Raw genomic sequence first — 17,229 nt, forward strand, 5'->3', positions numbered from 1 at the left:
GGGCTGGCACGATCCATGCGGGTTTGACCGAAGCGCGGGATGCCGCGCTTCGGGGTCGGGGCGGTCAGGCGCCGCCCCGGTCAGGCGAGAGGAGTTCTTCTCAGAACGAGCAGGTTCCGCCGACGGCGCCCTTGATCAGTTCCTCGAGCGGCGCATCCGCGCCGGGCAGCGCGCCCGAGGTGGTGAAGATGTCCCATTCGTTCGGCGCCTCCGAGGGATCGACCGCCGTGACGGCATAGACCTCCTGCAAGAGCTGGTGCGAGGCGGGATCGAACCGGCCCTTGCGCTCCTTCAGGATGTCGAACTCGGTCGCCGGATCCTCGAGATAGGCAATCAGCGCATCGGTGTCGGTGCCGCCCGTGGCCTTGATCGCCTCGGCCGCGATGCGGATGGCGATATAGTCGGAATAGGCCTGGTTCTCGGCCGGCTTGCCGTATTTCGCCTGAAAGGCCTTGGCAAAGGCCTGCGATCCATCGGTCTGGACCTGATGGGTCCAGATGCAGGGCCAGGTGCCCTTGAAGTCGCGCACGCCCGTCGCCCAGGCGATCGAGCTGTTGTAGTCGAAGCCGCCGATCGGAAGCTCAAGCCCGAATTCGCCGAACTGCTTGAAGAAGCTGGCCGTTTGCGTGCCGGCGAGGTTCACCACCACCAGATCGGGCGCCTGGCTGCGGATGGACAGCAGGTAGGACGAGAAATCCGTCGCATCGGTGGGGATCAGCTCGTCGCCCACCACCTCGCCGCCGTTGCGCTCGAGGAAAGCCAGCGCGCCGTTGCGAAGGTCATGGCCGAAGGCGTAGTCGGCGCTGACGATGAACCACTTCTTGCCCTTCACCATGTCGTTCTGCAGGAAGAAGGCGCCCTCGGCGTTCACATACATGGCGTTCTGCGCCTCGGTATGGAACATGGTGCGCTTGCAGTCCTTTCCGCGAAGCGTGTCGGAATTGGCGCCGGTGTTGATGAAGAGCTTGTTCGCCCGCGCCGTCACCTGCGCGATCGACAGCGCCGAAGCCGAGGAGATCTCGCCCACGATCATCGCGATCTCGGGCCGCTCGACCAGGCGCTCGGCCTTGGTGGTCGCCGTCTGCGGGTTGACCGAATCTTCCTTGACGATCTGCAGTTCGCGCCCGTTGATGCCGCCGGCCGCGTTGATCTCCTCGACGGCCAGGTCGGCGGCCATGACGGCATATTCACCCATCGGCCCGAGAAACCCGGTGCGTGGCGTCAGATGCGCAATGACGAGCGGATCGCCCTGCGCGCGCAGGATGGACGGCATGGCCAGGCTGGCCGCGCCGAAGGCTGCGCCGGTCTTGAGCAGCTGGCGCCGTCCCATGGTCCGAAACATGAAGATCTCCTCCCCGAGATATCCGTTGATCCGAAGGCGTTGGTCCGAGTTTGGTGACTTGACTTGCACCGCGATCAAGTGTGATCTCAGATCATACTGAGAGGCGACACCCGATCTGTCAACCCGCCGGGAATATCGGAATGAGCGAATTGCACATCCAGCGGCTGCCCGCGCAGGCGCCCTCGCTGACCGGTCAGGTCTATGACGCGATCTGCCGGATGCTGCTCGACAGCACCCTCAAGCCGGACAGCCGGACCTCGATCCGCGAGCTTGCGGACGAACTCGGCGTCTCGACCATGCCGGTGCGCGAAGCGGTCGGTCGCCTCGTGGCGCAGGGCGCGCTTTCGGTGCGCAAGAATCGCGCCGTCGAGGTGCCCCGCATGACGGAGGACGAGTTCCGCGAACTCACCCGCACCCGCCTGCTGCTCGAATGCGAGGCGGCGCGGCTGGCCGTCGAGCGGATGGTCCCGGACGAGGTGGCCGGCATCCGCGCGCTTCATGCGCAGTTCCGGGACGAGATGGGCTCGGGCAATCGCTCGGCGGCGCTGATGACCAACCGGCTTCTGCATTTCGCCCTCTATGACGCGGCACGGTCGCCCACGATGCGCCAGATGATCGGCATGGCGTGGCTGCGGGCCGGGCCGCTGATCTCGCTCGACATCGGCGCGCGGACGGGTGGCAGCCGGGCGGAACATTCCATCGTGGCGCACGGCCAGCTTGTCGCGGCCCTCGAGTCCCGCGATGCCGAGGCCGCTGCCGAGGCGATCCGCTCCGACATCGCCGTCGCCGCGGCCACCATCCTCGATCAGAGGGCCTATTTTCACAGGAAGGAGACAAGGGATGGATCTGGGGCTTGAGGGCGCGAGGGTCATCGTCACCGCAGGCGCAGGCGGCATCGGCCGCGCCATCGTCGATGCCTTCCTGCGCGAAGGTGCGCACATCGCCACCTGCGACATCGATCCGGAGGCGCTCGGCAGCCTGCCCGACAGCGTCTTCGCGCGCCGCGTGGACGTATCGGATCCCGAGGCTCTCACGGCCTTCATGGATGAGGCCCTTGCGGAGCTTGGCGGGCTCGACTGTCTGGTGAACAACGCCGGCATCGCGGGACCGACCGGCCGCATCGAGGAGATCGACCTTGCGGGATGGCGTCAGACGATCGACGTGGTCCTGACCAGCCAGTTCCTCACCGCGTCCCGCGCCGTCCCGGCCCTTCGGCAGAGCCCGAACCCCTCCATCGTGAACCTCTCCTCCGTCGCCGGACGGACGGGCTTCGCGCTGCGCACGCCCTATGCCGCGGCGAAGTGGGGGGTGATCGGCCTCACGAAGTCGCTTGCGATCGAACTGGGCGAGGCCGGCATCCGCGTCAACGCCATCCTGCCGGGTCTTGTGGCGGGCGACCGTCAGCGCCGGGTGCTCGAGGCCAAGGCCCAGAGCCGCGGCCAGAGCTTCTCGGAGGTGGAGGCCGAGGCCTTTCGCTACACGTCGATCAAGGAATATGTCCCGCCCGCGGCCATCGCCTCGCAGATCCTGTATCTCGCCTCACCCCTCGGCCGCTTCGTGTCGGGCCAGAGTCTTTCGGTCTGCGGCGATACGCGGATGCTTGCCTGACACGACCCATGCCGGGTCACTCGGCGGCGGCCTGCACCGGCTCGGTCACCAGCCGCAACTCCTCCATCCGCTCGGCGTCAAGGATGTAGATCTCGCGCGCGGGCGTCTCCATCCCGTGCATCATCAGCCGCGGGTCGATGCCCATCCTGTCGAGATAGCGCATGACCTCGGCCTGCCCGCGCTGGACATCCTCAACCGCGAGGAAGGCGGGCAGCAGGCTGTTCTCGCCGAAGTAATGCTGGTGCACCCCGACCAGCCCTCCGGGCCGGACCCGGCGCGGATCACCCCCCGCCAGAAGATAGGGGCAGGCCGAGAGACAGACGCCGCCGCCGCCAACCTCCGTGGCCGCACCGAGCGCGCGGATCTGCCGACCGATCAGCAGCGCCTCGGCGACGACCCCGCCCGAACTGTCGAGCGCGATCGTGTCGGGCCGCAATGCCTGCTCCTCGAGAAAGCGGGCAAAGCGGGCCGCGTCGCCCTGCGCGATCTGCCCGGTGACGGCAACCCGGCCGTCTTCGTGCGCGAACTCGAGACGGGCGGGCATCGGCCGCATCTGGGGCCCGTCCGTGCCGGGCGCCGGGCGAACGTCGGGGCGATAGGGCCGCATCTGGGGCACCGTGGCCGGGGCGAAGAGATCGGCCGGAGACGGCGGCGCGGGCCGGGCCAGGTCCATGCCGATCAGCGCGGCCCCGATCGCCACCTGCAGGATCAGCATGGCCCAGATGGCCCGGCGCGGCGCGGCGGGGACAGTCACCCAAGGGCCCTCACCGGCCCGCATCCCGGTGCGCGTCGGCGTCCTGCAGAAGCCGGGCGGCCGCCAGTGCGGCCCGCAATTCCGCCACCGTCATCGTCTCTTCCGACATCCCCTCCCCGCGCCCTGCCCGGATGGCCGCCTGTGTCACCATCACGATGAAGACAAGCACCGCCGGCAGCAGGTCGATGGCGATGGCTCCGGCCCAGCTGGGCACGAAATTTCCGGCGTAGCGGATCACGGCATCGGCGGCAGAGATGGGGGTGTAGATCGTTTCCTCCGTCGCGGGCAGCGCCTCGACCTCGGCGGCGGCACCGCGCAGCGTCTCGGCCCGCTGACGCAGGAGCAAGAGGACGGAATCGATGGTGCTTGCCTGGCTCGACCGCGCGAGGTCCGATCCGCCATCGAGTTCGGGAAGCACGACGGATTCGGCCAGATCCTGCGCGGCCCGCGCCACCAGCGGCGCGACGTTCAGCTGCCTGAGCTGCGCCACGATGCCAGCAAGCCGCACCGCCTCTTCCGAGAACCGCACCGAACGCTGCTCGACCGGCCCTGCCTCCACCGTCAGGGCCCGCATCCGGCTGAGGATGGCGTTGCCTTCGGCGAAGGCCGCCGCCACCGGCGCATCCTGCGCCCCGATCTGCGTCTCGAGCGCCGCGAGCTCTGCGGCCTTCTGGGTCAGGACGCGGAACACGGCCCCGCGCCCGGCGAAGCCCGAAAGGTCGCCCGTCGCCTCCTGCTCGGAGAGGTCGCCGAAGCTCTGCCTCACCCGCGCGACGTCGCGCCCGAGGCTCTGGCCCGCGATCGCATTGGCGTGGGCGCGTTCCAGCGAGGCCTGATAATCCTGCACCGTCACCGCCAGATGCTGCTCGACCGCCGCCGCCCCGGCCAGCGCGGCTGCATTCAGCCACGAGGACATGGCGATGATGGCGAGACTGCCCAGGGCCATCGAGCACAGCAGCCCGATGCGGGACGAGGCGCTGCGCATCGCGGGCAGCAGCCGCATCATGTAGGACCAGAACACGAAGATCCCGACCGAGACCGCAATGGAATAGGAGAGGGCCGCGAAGGTCGTCCAGGCGCCGGTGTCGTCGAGCAGCGTCCGCACGCCGAGATAGGTGTAGATGCCGGAAGCCACCGCCAGCACTCCCAGCGCCACCCCGGTGAAACTGTCGAGCCAGCCGAGATGCTGTTCCAGCTCCCGCGCATGTCGGGCGCCCAAACGCTCGGAGGGCGAGGTCATCCCCATCCCGGGACGAGGATCCTGCGGCGCTGGGGCGGCCGGGTCCGCCTGACCTGCGGGCCGCAGGGCGCCCTGCGGCATCTCGGTGGGGGTGTCGGGCATGCGCTCAACCTTCCGTGCAAGGCTCGGCGTCGGAGGGGTCCGCGCAAGGGCCGATCTATGCTGCGCGGCGGCCCCGGCGAAGGTGCATCCCCTTCACGCCTCTTCAAGAAGTTGCGAGGGGCGGCTCATCGCGCCGCCACGATCCTCGCCGTTGCGGGGATGAAGGCCATGAGGGCGGCCAGCATCCAGAAGGCGATGGGCAGGCTGGTCAGGTGCGAGGCAAAGCCGATCAGGGCCGGCCCGGCCAGGATACCGGCATAGCCGGTGGTCGTGACGGCGGCGATCGCCAGCGCGGGCGGCATGACGGTCTGGCGTCCGGCGAGGCTGAAGAGCACCGGCACGATGTTCGACGCCCCCAGCCCGATCAGGACGAAGCCCGCCAGTGCCCCCGGCTGCCAATCCCACGAGAGGAGAATGGCAAAGCCTGCCACCGTCAGAAGGCCCCCCTGCACCAGCACGCGCCGGTCGCCCAGGGCCATCACGATCCGGTCTCCGGTCAACCGGCCCACGGTCATCGCGATCGAGAAGAGCATGTAGCCAAGGCCGCCCCCGGCCGGCTCCACCAGCCCACGGCCCACAAGGAGCAGCGCCCCCCAGTCCAGAAGCGCGCCCTCGACGAGGAAGGTGATGGCGGCAAGCCCGGCGAGCAGGAGGACCGCCGCCCGGGGCACGGCGAGCTTGGGCGGCTCGCCGCCTTGCGCGCGCAAGAGCCTCGGGGCGGCGCCGAGGACGGCCGCCAGCGCCACCGCGCTTCCCACGCCGGCCGCCGCAAGGGGCGACAGCCCCTGTGACAGCATGAGGGTGACAAGCCCCGCCCCTCCAAAGCCGCCCACGCTGAAGAGCGCGTGAAAGCCGGACATCAGCGGCCGGTCCGACTCCCGCTCGACCGCCACCGCATGCACGTTCATCGCCACGTCGAGCGTGCCGAGCGACGCGCCGAACAAGAGCAGCGCCAGCGCCAGAAGCCAGGGCTGCCCGGCGGCGGCCAGAACGGGCAGGCAGAGGGCCATCCCGATCCCGCCCAGGAGGATCATCGGACGCGAGCCGCTGCGTGCGCTGAGCCAGCCGGTGACGGGCATGGCAATCAGCGAGCCGATCCCGAGGCACAGGAGCAGGAGGCCAAGCTGGGCCTCATCCACGCCCGAACGCGCCTTGGCAAAGGGCACAAGCGGCGCCCAGCAGGACATGGCAAAGCCCGCCGCAAAGAAGGCGAGACGGGTGGCAAGGCGGGTGTCGGACGTGTTGGCGGAGGTCAAGGGCGAGGGGCTCGCATGGGAGAGGCGTCCATCGACGCAAAGGGGGTCATCGCCCCACCCCGGCGGATGCGGCACGCGCGTCAGTCGCGTTTCTGCTTGAACCGATCCGTGGTCAGCGTCTCCGTGGTCACCTCGATCTTCTGAGGGATCTTGTAGGGCTCCAGCCGCCCTGACAAGCCCTTGCGGACAAGTGTCCGGATCTCGGCCGCGGAATGGCGGGCGTCCTCCATCCGGACGCGGGCGCAGACCGCCGTGCCGAGCAGCGCATGGGGCATCCCGTAAACCGCCGCTTCGGCCACGCCCGGCAGCCCGAGGATGGCGCCCTCGACCTCGGCGGGAAACACTTTCTGGCCGCCCACGTTGATCATGTCTCCCGACCGCCCGAGGAAACGCAGCCGGTCGCCGTCCACCTCGACGAGATCGCCCGTGCGATACCAGCCATCCTCGGTGAAGGGGCTGGGCGCGTTGAGATAGCCCAGCATGGCGGTCTCGGTGCGGATCTCGAGCAGACCCTCCCGCACCCGCCAGGATGCGCCCGCGCCATCGAGCCGGATCCAGCGCGACCGCCCCTCCTCCGAGCGTGACCGGAGGGCCCCCAACTCGGATGTGCCGTATTTCTGGACAAGCCGCGCCGCCGGGAAAGCGTCGGCCACCCGCTCCAGCAGCGCCTGCGGCATCATCTCGGCACCGTAGGTCACGACGCGCAGGCTCGGCAACCGCAGGTCGGGCCCGCCGTTCAGCAGGAGGAGGTTGAGGAACGAGGGCGCCGTCGGCAGCACCTCGACGCCGTGGCGGGCGATCCGGTCAATCACCGTCGGCACGGACCTGTCCGGCAGACAGACGAGGGTCGAGCCGTTTGCAAGCGCATAGAGCAGCGTGTCGATGCCGGCGATATGGTCGAAGAGCAGGAAGGCCAGCGTCACCAGATCCTTGCCCGGCGTCGCGAACTTCGACAGCAACCGCCGCACGTCATGGACCGCCCCCTTTGGCGCCCCGGTCGTGCCCGAGGTGAAGATCACAAGACCCGGCGCATCCTCGCTGTTGAGCCCCTCGATCAGCGGATGGCGCGAGGCCCCGCCAAGCGGGATCAGACGCTCGCTCGCCGCATCGACACGCCAGCCGGCATCGGCCACGGCGGCGAAATCCTCCTGCCGTTCGGCGCTGCTCGGGGCCACCGGTGTGACAACCGCCCCATGCCGCCAGAGCGCAAGCAGCCAGGCCACGGCCGCCGCGCTGAAGTCGCCGCACAGCTGGACCGACGCCCCCCGCGCAACCTGTGCGGCGGCCAGCCGTCCGGTCGCCTCCTCGATCCACTGCAGGAGGTCGGCGTGGCTGACCTCGGTTCCGTCCGGCTCGACGATCGCCACCTTCCCGCCCGCAGCCCTCATCGGGTCAAACAGGATGCCGAGGGCGTCGGCCATGTCAGACGCCTCCCAGATAGATCGTCTGGCCGGTCACGAAATCGGACTCGGGCCGCAGGAAGAAGTCGCAGACGTTCAGGACGTCCTCCATCGTGCCATAGCGCGGAATGGCCTGCCGGGCGATCAGCGCGCTCATCTTCTCCTCGGGGACGGCGCCCACAAGATCGGTTGGCACCGGCGTCGGGCCCACGGCGTTCACGGTGATGCCCATCGGCGCCAACTCGCGGGCGAGAACCTCGGTCAGGGACACGACCGCCGCCTTGGAGGCCGCATAGGCCGCCTCTCCCTCCAGCTTGAGCGGCGTGGCCACCGTCGCGAAATTGACGATCCGGCCGAACCGATGCCGCCCCATGAGCTTGGCCGCCTCACGGCAGAACAGGAACGTTCCCAGCACGTTGGTGGCGAAGACGCGCTGCACCGTCCGGCCCGGCGTCAGCAGCACATGGTTCATCGACGCAATACCCGCATTGTTCAGAAGCGCGTCGAGACGGCCCTCCCGCCGGCGGACGTCCTGCATCATGCCGGCCACCGCCCGCTCGTCCGCCACATCAAGCTCGTAGTGGCGGTAGCGCTCGTGGGCGAGGTCGCTCGCATCGCGCGAGCAGCCGACGACGGTCCAGCCCCGCTCGAGGTAGGTCTCGGCCAGAGACCGGCCGATGCCCTTGCGCGTCCCGGTGATCGCGATCACCCCGCTCATGCAGCGTCGGCCCCGGCGGCGATCTCGGCGGCGTAGTCGGCCAGGCTGCGCAGGCTCCGATAGGGGCTGCGCTTGCGCGACATGGCCGACTCCGAGGCCAGCACGATGTCGAGACCCGTTTCGTCGCCCACATGCTGCTCGGCCGCCATGACGAAATTGACCAGTCCGAGAGAGTCGAGCGGGCTGCCCTCTCCGTAAAGGACGGCGTCGGGATCCGAAGAAATCTGCCGGTCGGCCGGAAGCGACAGGTTCACCTCCTCGACCGCATTCTGAAGGGCCTTGAGCAGCTGGCTCTTGTCCACGTTCATCGAAATATCCTCCATCAAATAGGTTCGTCAGCGATTGTCCGGCTTCGCCTTGGGCAGAACCCGTGGCGGCGGCACGAACAGCGTGCAGTCCGACGGCACATCCGCCGAGATCACGCAGTTCGGGCCGATGGTGACGTTGTTGCCGATGGTCACGTTGCCCATGACCACCGTGCCCACGCCAAAGCGCACGCTGTTTCCGATCACCGGCCCCCGGCCCTCCGTCCAGTCTGTGCCGACGCCGAACGTCACGTTCTGCCGGATCACGCAGTTGTGGCCGATGGTGGCGTAGCGGTGGATCACGATCCCGCTCTGGTGCCCGATCTCGAGCCGTCGGCCTACGCGGACGGTGTCCTCCAGCTCTATCCCATAGATATTGCGGCAGAAAAGCTGGCCTGCGCGGTGAAAGACCCGCGCAAGCTGGCGCAGAGGCGCGCGCAGGTTCTGCGCATGAACACCCACCCGGTGGACCCAGAGCGCGTGGAGACCCGGCGCGAACGGTTCGCGCCTGTGCGCCCGGAAGTCCTCGCCGATCAGAAAGCGGAACCCGACCCGGCGGATGAGCGCCGCTTCGTCTCCGTCGAACGGCTGCTCGAGCATCCGTTCCAATTCATGCTCCCGCGATTGAGCCTCTCGCTGCGCGGAAAAATCCCTGTTCAAATCCTGTTCAGTCAAATCAACGTTTTCTGTCATGCTCACCAATCGATTGTCGCTTCGACCGACATGGCGGCTGCGGCCCGGAACATGCGGGATCGTTTCGCGGGACGCGACGAAAGATCGTCCTGCCTGGCATGGACCCCTGCTCTCTTGAAAAACCGCAGGGAACCGCGTCCGATGTTGAACCTACAGCATCAGATCGAAGCAAATCAGCGTTGTCCGGCGGATCAGCGGCCGGAATAGCCACCCGGGATCGCACCGGGTCCAAGCGATGGAAAACAGGGTAGCGTGCTCATCCCGTGTGACAAGCCTTTAAAGCAAATCGTGGCGGCATGTCGAAGACCACCTCTGGAGGATCGCGGGAAAAGTTCTCGTCCACAGGAGGTTGGCGTCTGACTGTCCGATTGGCTTGGCCCAGCATCACCCTTTTTCGGGAAGGCCGGACCTCCGGAGCCGGCGGCGGATGATTCGGTGCGCTGCCAAGGGGCCACTTGTCGCAGATTGTGCGCATTCTTCGTGCCCCGACGCCCGGGAAACGCCGCGCGGAGGGCGGTTGGCAACTACAACTAAAGCTTTTTCCGCCGTTATCGATGCGGGACGTGGCAAGGAAAGGCGCACATGAAACTGAACATCAAGATCAAGCTGGCCGGTGCCTTCTTCCTGGTCTTCCTCCTCATGGGAACCGGCACGATACTGGGAATCATCGATCTGCGGCACTCGAACCAGGTGCTCCAGACGATCGTCGAGAAACAGGCCGCGCGCGTCGAGTCAGCGAGCCGGCTGGAGATCCAGCAGACACAGTTCAACGTCGTCCTGCGGGACTATGTGGTCGCCGAGGATGAGGCCAAACGCGCCGCGCTCAAGCAGGACATCGTGCAGATCCGCGCCGACATGAGCGCCAGCATCGAGCGGCTCGAGGCGCTGGCCGACGATGTCGGGATGCCGATGATCAAGGCCTATGCCGAGCAGCGCAAGGCCGCCGCCGCGATCAACAACCGCGTGTTCGAGCTTGCCGATGGCGGCGATACGGCGGCCGCCTCGCGCCTGCTTGCCGGCGAGGCGCGTCAGGGAATGGAGAAGCTCGCCGCCAATCTCGAGGCCTTTCGCAGCACCTACAGCAACCAGATGGCTGAGGCGACCGCCTCTGCCAGCCGCGATCTGGCGGCGAGCGTGCTCAACCTGTCCCTCCTCGCTCTGGCCGGTGTGCTGTTCGGGACAATCGCCGCCACGCTCGTGACGGCCTCGATCGCGCGCGGCCTTCAGCGGACACTGGACCTGACGCAACGCGTTGCGCACGGTGATCTGACGACGCTGGCCGATGACCGGGGCTCGGACGAGATCGCGCAACTGCTCAAGGCGAGCAACTCGATGATCCTCCGCCTCCGCGAGGTCGTGGGCCGCGTCACGCTTGCGACCAACCAGGTGGCCGCCAACAGCCGGATCATGGCCTCCACGTCCGAGCAGCTGTCGCAGGGCAGCAGCGAACAGGCCTCGTCCACGGAAGAAGCGTCCGCCTCGGTCGAGCAGATGGCGGCCAACATCAAGCAGACGGCGGACAACTCCGCCCGCACGGAACAGATTGCCATCAAATCGGCCGAGGATGCGCGTGCCTCCGGTGGCGCGGTGCGCGAGGCGGTGTCGGCCATGGGTGCGATTGCCGAACGTATCCTCGTGGTGCAGGAGATCGCCCGTCAGACCGATCTTCTGGCGCTCAACGCGGCTGTCGAGGCCGCCCGCGCAGGCGAGCACGGACGCGGCTTTGCCGTCGTCGCGGCCGAGGTGCGCAAGCTGGCCGAGCGGAGCCAGTCCGCGGCCGCGGAGATCTCGCAGCTTTCGTCGCGGACCTCGGCAGCGGCTTCCACGGCGGGCGAAATGCTCGAGCGGCTGGTGCCTGACATCGAGCGCACCTCCACGCTTGTCTCCTCGATCTCGGTCGCCTCGCGCGAGCTTTCCACGGGGGCACAACAGGTGGCGCTGGCGATCCAGCAGCTGGATCAGGTGACCCAGCAGAACAGCCACTCGGCAGAGGCTCTGGCCGAGGGGGCAGGAGAGCTGTCGACCGAAGCCGACCAGCTCAAGGACGCGGTCGGGTTCTTCCTGATCGACGCGACGCCGGAGCGGCCGGCCCGTGATCCTCAGCCCGCGCCGAAGTCCGTCCCGCCGGCCGTGCGCAAGCCTGCACTTCAAGTCGCCGCAAAACCGAAGGGGTTCCACTTCGACATCGGGGAGAGCGACATGGACGAACTGGACGCAGCGTTCCAGCGCACCGCCTGATCCGTGCTGCCGCCGATCACCCCGTGGCGCAGCCCAAGCTGCGCCATGGTGCCATCGGCTCCCCGCAGCCTGACGGCTGACCTTTCTACCGGGCCTGAGCGGCTGGTTTCCGGCGCGGCCTCTTCGGAGCTGCGGTCTCGCCGGAAGCCGCCCTTTCAGAGCCTTCTCCTTCAGCCTTCGCCTTCCGGGCCCGCGGCTTCGGCGCGGGGGCCGAAGCCGCCGGAGCCGCGGCCTCGGCTTCCGCCGCAATCTCGGCTTCGGCGCGCAGCCAGAAATCCTGATCGCGATCGGCGGGCTGACCCTCCGCTTCCCAGAGCTCGTAGGCGCGCTGGCGCACGCGGGCTTCGCGGTCATTCATCGTTTTGTCCCTCCGGTCATGGAAATCCCTTCGCCTCCCGCCCATGGGGCGCAGCTTTCCGTAGCATATGAAGATTTTCCGAAATCCGCAAAGCTGTCCCGTCTGGCCTCGTCCGCTCTTCCCCGCCAGCGCGATGGCTGGACGATGCGAAGGCAACGGCCTGCACGCGGGGCAGTTCCGCTGTCATTGTCGGAGAGGGAGACTCGGTTCCTCGACAAGACCGCGACAGGCAGCGTCGTGACGAGACGCCGTCAGCCGGCGACCGAGCGATACCAGCGCACGATCGTCGCCCGCTCTTCCGGCTCCATGAAGCTCAGGTTGCCGGGAGGCATGGCATGGGTGATGCCGGACTGCAGATAGATGCGGCGCGCCTCGTGCGCGATCTCGGCCGGGGTTTCGAGCCGCACGTTCTTCGGCGGCCAGTGGAGTCCGTCCCAGCCGGGCTCGGCCGCGTGGCACATCGAGCACCGGCCCATCACGATGTCCGCCACCTCGGGAAAATCCGGTGCGGAGGCGAAGCGCACCGCGGACCCGCCGAGCAGGGCAGCCTCCTCGGGCGCCTCTCCCCGCATCGGAGCCGTCGAAAGCCAGGAGATCACGAGAAAGATCACCGCGGTCACGGCCCAGGTCCAGTGGGGGTTGCCCTTCCGCGCGTGCCGCATGTTGAACCAGTGCCGGATTGTCACGCCCATGAGGAAGACGAGCGACGCGATCAGCCAGTTCCACTCCGTCGCGAAGATCAGCGGGTAGTGGTTCGACAGCATGAGGAAGATCACGGGGAGGGTCAGGTAATTGTTGTGCGTGCTGCGCTGCTTGGCGATCTCTCCGTAGCGCGGGTCCGGTCGCCGGCCCGCCTTGAGGTCGGCCACCACGATCCTCTGGTTGGGCATGATGGTGATGAAGACGTTTCCGCTCATGATCGTGGCGGTGAAGGCCCCCAGATGCAGCAGCGCCGCCCGCCCCGAGAAGACCTGCGTGTAACCCCAGGCCATACCCACCAGAACTCCGAAGAGCAGGATCATCAGAAGGGTCGGATACCGTCCAACCGGCGACCGGCAGAGCCCGTCATAGACCAGCCAGCCAAGCCCGAGCGACCCGAGCGAGATGGCCACGGCCTGCCACACCGTCAGGTCCATGACATTGGGATCAATCAGGAACAGCTCCGCCCCGAAGTAGTAGAGCAGCACCAGAAGCGCGAAGCCCGAGAGCCAGGTGGCATAGCTCTCCCACTTGAACCAGGTGAGATGCCCGGGCAGGAAGTCGGGCGCCACGAGATACTTGTTGATGTGGTAGAAGCCGCCCCCGTGGACCTGCCACTCTTCGCCATGGGCCAGTGGCGGCAACGACGCCGTCTTCCGCAAACCAAGATCCAGCGCAATGAAATAGAAGGAGGATCCGATCCAGGCGACAGCCGTGATGACATGTGTCCAACGCGCGGCTATCATGAGCCACTCCCAGAGCACGGCGTAATCATACATCGGAAAGCTCCCCCGCTGCGGCCACAAAGGCGTCAGCCCGTTGTTCCCGGATCGCGCGGAAAGTTCAATCGCCTGCTCTAGGCGCGGCGGCATTCGACGCAAGGTTGCCGAAGATCCGGCCAGCCGCCGCCCGCCCGGCGTGCTCTGGCCGCGCCGGAAGACCACGGAACGCCTCGGCCGCACGGGCCGGGCCATGAACAGGAGCCAGCACCCCACCATGAAGGAGCCGTCTTTCAACGTCCTCGGCCGGCCGCTCGAGACCTGCTCGCGCGATCCACTGACCGGCTTCTTCCGCAACGGCTGTTGCGACACCGGCCCGTCCGATCTAGGCCAGCACACGGTCTGCGCCGTGATGACCGCCGAGTTCCTCGCGCTCTCGAAATACCTTGGCAACGACCTCTCGACGCCGCGGCCGGAGTTCGGCTTTCGCGGCCTCAAGGCGGGGGACCAGTGGTGCCTCTGCGCCGGCCGGTTCCTGCAGGCGCACGAGGAGGGGGCGGCGCCGCGCGTGCGGCTGGAAGCCACGCACCGCCGCACGCTCGAAGTGGTTCCCCTCGACGTGCTCAAGCTCTATGCAGTCGACCCCACCTGAGCGGGACCGGGCCGCCAGCGAAAGGACGAACCCGGCAGCCCCTGCCGGTTCAGATCTTCATGTCGAAGCCGAGATGCTTCGCCACCGTGAAGATGTCCTTGTCGCCGCGCCCGCACATGTTCATCACGATGATATGGTCACGCGGCAGGTTCGGCGCGATCTTGAGGACATGGGCCAGCGCATGTGACGGCTCCAGCGCCGGAATGATCCCTTCCAGCGCGCAGCAGAGCTGGAAGGCCTCCAGCGCCTCGGCGTCCGTGATCGAGACATATTCGGCCCGGCCCGTGTCATGCAGCCAGGCATGCTCCGGCCCGATTCCGGGATAGTCGAGGCCCGCCGAGATCGAGAAGCCCTCGAGGATCTGGCCGTCCTCGTCCTGCAGCAGGTAGGTACGGTTGCCATGCAGCACGCCCGGCCGCCCGCCGGTCAGCGAGGCGCAATGTTCCATCCGGTCATCGACACCCTTGCCCCCGGCCTCGACCCCGATGATGCGCACGGAGGGATCGTCGAGGAACGGGTAGAAGAGCCCCATCGCGTTCGAGCCACCGCCGATCGCCGCCACGACCGTGTCGGGCAGGCGGCCCTCGCCCTCCTGCTCGGCCAGCTGCCAGCGCACCTCCTTGCCGATGATCGACTGAAAGTCGCGCACCATTGCCGGATAGGGATGCGGGCCGGCCACGGTGCCGATGCAGTAGAAGGTGTCGCGGACGTTGGTCACCCAGTCGCGCAGCGCGTCGTTCATCGCATCCTTCAGAGTGCCGCGGCCGCTCGTCACCGGCACCACCTCGGCGCCCAGCAGCCGCATGCGGAACACGTTCGGCGCCTGCCGCTCGACATCATGCGCGCCCATGTAGACCACGCATTTCAGACCGAACTTGGCGCAGACGGTGGCCGTCGCCACGCCGTGCTGGCCCGCGCCCGTCTCGGCGATGATCCGGGTCTTGCCCATGCGGCGGGCCAGGATGATCTGGCCCAGCACGTTGTTGATCTTGTGCGCGCCGGTGTGGTTCAGCTCATCGCGCTTGAGGTAGATCTTCGCCCCGCCCAGATGCTCGGTCAGCCGCGGCGCGAAATAGAGCGGCGAGGGCCGGCCGACGTAGTGCGTCCAGAGATCCTCCATCTCGGCCCAGAAATCCGGGTCGGTCTTGGCATGTTCGTAGCGCGCCTCGAGGTCGAGGATCAGCGGCATCAGCGTCTCGGAGACGAAGCGCCCGCCGAAGATGCCGAAGCGACCCTGCTCGTCGGGGCCGGTCATGTAGCTGTTGATGCCGTCCTCGGCCATGGCGCGCACTCCCTGTCAGTCCATCGACCGTTTATACCCGATGTGCGAGGCGGTAAAGCCGAGCCGCTCGTAGAAGCGGTGGGCGCGCTCGCGCGAGCGGTGGGTGGTCAGCTGGATCAGGCTTGCTCCGGCGGCGCGGGCACGCGCCTCGGCATCGGCCATGAGCGCGGCGCCAATGCCCTGCGAGCGGAGGGCCGAGTCCACTCGAACCGCTTCAACCAGCGCCCGCGTCGCCGCGCGCAGCGACAGGCCGGGCAGGATCGCAAGCTGGTAGGTGGCCACGACACGCCCCCCGATCTCGCCGACGATCAGGAACAGGCCCGGCGCCTCGGCCATACGGTCGAAAGCCGTCAGGTAGCTCTCGGGATCCGCTGTCTCACGCGCGGCGCCAAGCGGGTCATCAGCGAGAAGCGCCACGATGCGGCCCACATCCTCGCGCCGGGCGGCGCGGAAACGGATCACCGGGTGGCCTTCAGGAAGGCCTCGATCCTCGCCGCATCCTTCACGCCGGGCGCCGATTCGACGCCCGAGGACACATCCACCTGCGTGGCGCCCGTGCGCCGCACGGCCTCGGCCACATTCCCCGGCCCAAGGCCGCCTGCCAGCATCCAGGGCCGGATCCAGTGCCGCCCCGCGATCAGACGCCAGTCGAAGGTCAGCCCGTTGCCGCCGGGCAAGGCCGCGCCCCTGGGGGCCTTCGCATCGATCAGGATCTGATCGGCGGCCAGCGAATGCTCCAGTATCTGGGGCAGGTCGGCCTCGTCCGCCACGCCCACCGCCTTCATCACCGGCAGGCCATAGCGGGCGCGAACCTCGGCCACACGTTCGGGCGTTTCATGTCCGTGCAGCTGGAGCATGTCCAGCGGAACGGCCTCGACGATCTCATCCAGCGCCGCATCGTCGGCATCGACGGTCAGCGCAACCTTCGCAACCCCCGGAGGCGCCGCAAGCGCCAGCCCCTGCGCCTGAGCCAGAGAGAGATGACGCGGCGATTTCGGGAAGAACACCAGACCGACGTAGGCCGCGCCCGAAGACGCGGCCGCTTTCACATCAGCTTCCGTCCGCAATCCACAGATCTTGACGCGGACAGCCGCCATCAAGCCGATTTCGACAGGGCCGTCAGAACATCGTTCTTCGGCGCACCGACCGCGTTGGCCGTCTCGACCTTGGACTTCAGGGTCGAGACCTCACGCTGCAGGTTCTTCACTTCCTTCGACTTGCGGCGCACCTCGGCCCGGTGCTTGTGCTCGCGCATCCACTCCCAGAAGAAGCCGATCAGCAGGCCGGCCACGATGCCCCCGAAGATGACGGCGTAAAGCGGAAGCGCCATGGACCAGGCGGCCCAATCGGTGCCGACGAAGGTCGCCAGATTCTCCGGCATGAGTTTCACCGTCACCGGATCCCGGTGAGCCAGCGCGACGGTCAGAAGCACGACCGCAAGGAGGACGAGGAACAGAATACGCAACCAACGGATCATTGGGTCCTTGCTCACCATTAGAGGGGCAATGCCGCGCGTTCACTTCGCGTTCAGGCGGTCGCGCAGCAGCTTGCCGGTTTTGAAGAAGGGAACCTTCTTGTCTTCGACTTCGACGGCTTCACCCGTTCTCGGGTTGCGGCCGACTCTGGCATCCCGGGACTTGACCGAGAATGCGCCGAATCCGCGCAGTTCCACCCGGTCGCCGCGCGCCAGTGCCTCGATGATCTCCTCGAAGACCGTGTTCACGATCCGCTCGACGTGGCGCTGGGTCAGATGGGGGTTCTCGTCGGCTATTTTCTGGATCAGTTCCGATCGGATCATCCTTGCCCCCCTGAGCCGCCTTCGGCGGACGCCTTGTTCTGGAAAGGATAGAGGAAAAGATGGCG

The 17,229-nt window shown here is 67.6% G+C and carries 20 protein-coding genes and 1 other annotated feature; of the genes, 5 read left to right on the top strand and 15 right to left on the bottom strand.

The features are described 5' to 3' along the window. Positions 1-100: 100 nt before the first annotated feature. Positions 101-1,342, bottom strand: coding sequence for an ABC transporter substrate-binding protein (locus LV780_RS16165; RefSeq protein WP_011910778.1), 1,242 nt, complete (start codon positions 1,340-1,342; stop codon positions 101-103). Between the two features lie 140 nt (positions 1,343-1,482). On the opposite strand from LV780_RS16165, the gene LV780_RS16170 reads away from it, so the two are divergent. Together LV780_RS16170 and LV780_RS16175 are read left to right on the top strand one after the other, a co-directional pair. Then, positions 1,483-2,199 carry a GntR family transcriptional regulator gene (locus tag LV780_RS16170; RefSeq protein WP_011910777.1) on the top strand — a complete coding sequence of 239 codons (717 nt, stop codon included), beginning with the start codon at positions 1,483-1,485 and terminating at the stop codon, positions 2,197-2,199. Then, positions 2,183-2,950 (top strand): SDR family oxidoreductase, encoded by a 768-nt coding sequence (locus tag LV780_RS16175; RefSeq protein WP_101339925.1) that lies wholly within the window; start codon positions 2,183-2,185, stop codon positions 2,948-2,950. Before LV780_RS16170 ends, LV780_RS16175 begins: the two co-directional genes overlap by 17 nt. Before the next feature lie 16 nt (positions 2,951-2,966). Here the strand turns inward: LV780_RS16175 and LV780_RS16180 are convergent, their stop codons facing one another. The 7 genes from LV780_RS16180 to LV780_RS16210 all read right to left on the bottom strand — a co-directional run bounded on the left by LV780_RS16180 (position 2,967) and on the right by LV780_RS16210 (position 9,028). Continuing rightward, positions 2,967-3,704 (bottom strand): COG3904 family protein, encoded by a 738-nt coding sequence (locus LV780_RS16180; RefSeq protein ID WP_108221204.1) that lies wholly within the window; start codon positions 3,702-3,704, stop codon positions 2,967-2,969. Between the two features lie 10 nt (positions 3,705-3,714). After that, entirely contained in the window at positions 3,715-4,944 is a 1,230-nt protein-coding gene (locus LV780_RS16185) for a hypothetical protein (RefSeq protein ID WP_407647926.1), read from the bottom strand. A gap of 227 nt (positions 4,945-5,171) precedes the next feature. Then, complete coding sequence (locus LV780_RS16190; RefSeq protein WP_044249394.1) at positions 5,172-6,302, bottom strand: MFS transporter; 1,131 nt, start codon at positions 6,300-6,302, stop codon at positions 5,172-5,174. An 80-nt stretch (positions 6,303-6,382) separates the two neighbouring features. Further along, positions 6,383-7,723 (bottom strand): ANL family adenylate-forming protein, encoded by a 1,341-nt coding sequence (locus tag LV780_RS16195; protein ID WP_108221149.1) that lies wholly within the window; start codon positions 7,721-7,723, stop codon positions 6,383-6,385. 1 nt (position 7,724) lies between these two features. Continuing rightward, positions 7,725-8,420 (bottom strand): SDR family NAD(P)-dependent oxidoreductase, encoded by a 696-nt coding sequence (locus LV780_RS16200; protein ID WP_101339922.1) that lies wholly within the window; start codon positions 8,418-8,420, stop codon positions 7,725-7,727. Then, a complete protein-coding gene (locus LV780_RS16205; RefSeq protein ID WP_011910770.1) occupies positions 8,417-8,728 on the bottom strand; it encodes a hypothetical protein in 312 nt (103 codons plus the stop codon). Before LV780_RS16205 ends, LV780_RS16200 begins: the two co-directional genes overlap by 4 nt. Positions 8,729-8,755: 27 nt before the next feature. Continuing rightward, positions 8,756-9,028, bottom strand: a complete 273-nt coding sequence (locus tag LV780_RS16210; RefSeq protein ID WP_233864149.1) for an LbetaH domain-containing protein — start codon at positions 9,026-9,028, stop codon at positions 8,756-8,758. On the opposite strand from LV780_RS16210, the gene LV780_RS16215 reads away from it, so the two are divergent. Both LV780_RS16215 and LV780_RS16220 read left to right on the top strand, forming a co-directional pair. Further along, a complete protein-coding gene (locus tag LV780_RS16215) occupies positions 9,020-9,625 on the top strand; it encodes a hypothetical protein (RefSeq protein WP_233864151.1) in 606 nt (201 codons plus the stop codon). The two genes, LV780_RS16210 and LV780_RS16215, sit on opposite strands and share 9 nt — an antisense overlap. Then, positions 9,596-9,651, bottom strand: a sequence feature (sul1 is cis-regulatory element that is thought to sense ions involved in sulfur or methionine metabolism; They are found in Alphaproteobacteria). (Overlaps the previous gene by 30 nt.) Before the next feature lie 349 nt (positions 9,652-10,000). Beyond that, complete coding sequence (locus tag LV780_RS16220; protein ID WP_101339921.1) at positions 10,001-11,656, top strand: methyl-accepting chemotaxis protein; 1,656 nt, start codon at positions 10,001-10,003, stop codon at positions 11,654-11,656. A gap of 85 nt (positions 11,657-11,741) precedes the next feature. Here LV780_RS16220 and LV780_RS22095 read toward each other — a convergent pair whose 3' ends face one another. Together LV780_RS22095 and LV780_RS16225 are read right to left on the bottom strand one after the other, a co-directional pair. After that, positions 11,742-12,059, bottom strand: coding sequence for a DUF2934 domain-containing protein (locus LV780_RS22095; protein ID WP_407647927.1), 318 nt, complete (start codon positions 12,057-12,059; stop codon positions 11,742-11,744). A gap of 206 nt (positions 12,060-12,265) precedes the next feature. Then, positions 12,266-13,492, bottom strand: coding sequence for a urate hydroxylase PuuD (locus LV780_RS16225; protein ID WP_108221148.1), 1,227 nt, complete (start codon positions 13,490-13,492; stop codon positions 12,266-12,268). Between the two features lie 217 nt (positions 13,493-13,709). Here LV780_RS16225 and LV780_RS16230 point away from each other — a divergent pair, with 217 nt between their 5' ends. After that, on the top strand, positions 13,710-14,084 hold the full coding sequence (locus LV780_RS16230) for a DUF2237 family protein (RefSeq protein WP_044249594.1): 375 nt from the start codon (positions 13,710-13,712) through the stop codon (positions 14,082-14,084). Positions 14,085-14,133: 49 nt separating this feature from the next. On the opposite strand, the gene trpB is transcribed toward LV780_RS16230, so the two are convergent. Genes trpB through ihfB form a run of 5 tightly spaced genes read right to left on the bottom strand, consistent with a single transcriptional unit; the run spans position 14,134 to position 17,164 of the window. Next, the gene (gene trpB / locus LV780_RS16235; RefSeq protein WP_108221147.1) at positions 14,134-15,366 is read right to left on the bottom strand and encodes a tryptophan synthase subunit beta; all 1,233 of its coding nucleotides are present in this window, start codon (positions 15,364-15,366) and stop codon (positions 14,134-14,136) included. A 15-nt stretch (positions 15,367-15,381) separates the two neighbouring features. Beyond that, complete coding sequence (locus LV780_RS16240) at positions 15,382-15,828, bottom strand: GNAT family N-acetyltransferase (protein ID WP_117345110.1); 447 nt, start codon at positions 15,826-15,828, stop codon at positions 15,382-15,384. Further along, positions 15,825-16,463 (bottom strand): phosphoribosylanthranilate isomerase, encoded by a 639-nt coding sequence (locus tag LV780_RS16245; RefSeq protein WP_108221146.1) that lies wholly within the window; start codon positions 16,461-16,463, stop codon positions 15,825-15,827. Before LV780_RS16245 ends, LV780_RS16240 begins: the two co-directional genes overlap by 4 nt. Continuing rightward, the gene (locus tag LV780_RS16250; protein WP_011910761.1) at positions 16,463-16,843 is read right to left on the bottom strand and encodes a LapA family protein; all 381 of its coding nucleotides are present in this window, start codon (positions 16,841-16,843) and stop codon (positions 16,463-16,465) included. Before LV780_RS16250 ends, LV780_RS16245 begins: the two co-directional genes overlap by 1 nt. A gap of 39 nt (positions 16,844-16,882) precedes the next feature. After that, a complete protein-coding gene (gene ihfB, locus LV780_RS16255) occupies positions 16,883-17,164 on the bottom strand; it encodes an integration host factor subunit beta (protein ID WP_011910760.1) in 282 nt (93 codons plus the stop codon). Positions 17,165-17,229: the final 65 nt, after the last annotated feature.

This window comes from Cereibacter azotoformans (assembly GCF_021391315.1).
In the GTDB taxonomy this organism is placed as follows: Bacteria; Pseudomonadota; Alphaproteobacteria; order Rhodobacterales; family Rhodobacteraceae; genus Cereibacter_A; species Cereibacter_A azotoformans.

What these genes read in the sequence shown, in the direction of transcription:
- ihfB (WP_011910760.1), bottom strand. Translation starts at nt 17,164, where the DNA reads ATGATCCGATCGGAACTGATCCAGAAAATAGCCGACGAGAACCCCCAT.
- LV780_RS16185 (WP_407647926.1), bottom strand. Translation starts at nt 4,944, where the DNA reads ATGACCTCGCCCTCCGAGCGTTTGGGCGCCCGACATGCGCGGGAGCTG.
- LV780_RS16165 (WP_011910778.1), bottom strand. Translation starts at nt 1,342, where the DNA reads ATGTTTCGGACCATGGGACGGCGCCAGCTGCTCAAGACCGGCGCAGCC.
- LV780_RS16225 (WP_108221148.1), bottom strand. Translation starts at nt 13,492, where the DNA reads ATGTATGATTACGCCGTGCTCTGGGAGTGGCTCATGATAGCCGCGCGT.
- trpB (WP_108221147.1), bottom strand. Translation starts at nt 15,366, where the DNA reads ATGGCCGAGGACGGCATCAACAGCTACATGACCGGCCCCGACGAGCAG.
- LV780_RS16205 (WP_011910770.1), bottom strand. Translation starts at nt 8,728, where the DNA reads ATGAACGTGGACAAGAGCCAGCTGCTCAAGGCCCTTCAGAATGCGGTC.
- LV780_RS16200 (WP_101339922.1), bottom strand. Translation starts at nt 8,420, where the DNA reads ATGAGCGGGGTGATCGCGATCACCGGGACGCGCAAGGGCATCGGCCGG.
- LV780_RS16220 (WP_101339921.1), top strand. Translation starts at nt 10,001, where the DNA reads ATGAAACTGAACATCAAGATCAAGCTGGCCGGTGCCTTCTTCCTGGTC.
- LV780_RS16230 (WP_044249594.1), top strand. Translation starts at nt 13,710, where the DNA reads ATGAAGGAGCCGTCTTTCAACGTCCTCGGCCGGCCGCTCGAGACCTGC.
- LV780_RS16245 (WP_108221146.1), bottom strand. Translation starts at nt 16,463, where the DNA reads ATGGCGGCTGTCCGCGTCAAGATCTGTGGATTGCGGACGGAAGCTGAT.
- LV780_RS16250 (WP_011910761.1), bottom strand. Translation starts at nt 16,843, where the DNA reads ATGATCCGTTGGTTGCGTATTCTGTTCCTCGTCCTCCTTGCGGTCGTG.
- LV780_RS16170 (WP_011910777.1), top strand. Translation starts at nt 1,483, where the DNA reads ATGAGCGAATTGCACATCCAGCGGCTGCCCGCGCAGGCGCCCTCGCTG.
- LV780_RS22095 (WP_407647927.1), bottom strand. Translation starts at nt 12,059, where the DNA reads ATGGGCGGGAGGCGAAGGGATTTCCATGACCGGAGGGACAAAACGATG.
- LV780_RS16175 (WP_101339925.1), top strand. Translation starts at nt 2,183, where the DNA reads ATGGATCTGGGGCTTGAGGGCGCGAGGGTCATCGTCACCGCAGGCGCA.
- LV780_RS16195 (WP_108221149.1), bottom strand. Translation starts at nt 7,723, where the DNA reads ATGGCCGACGCCCTCGGCATCCTGTTTGACCCGATGAGGGCTGCGGGC.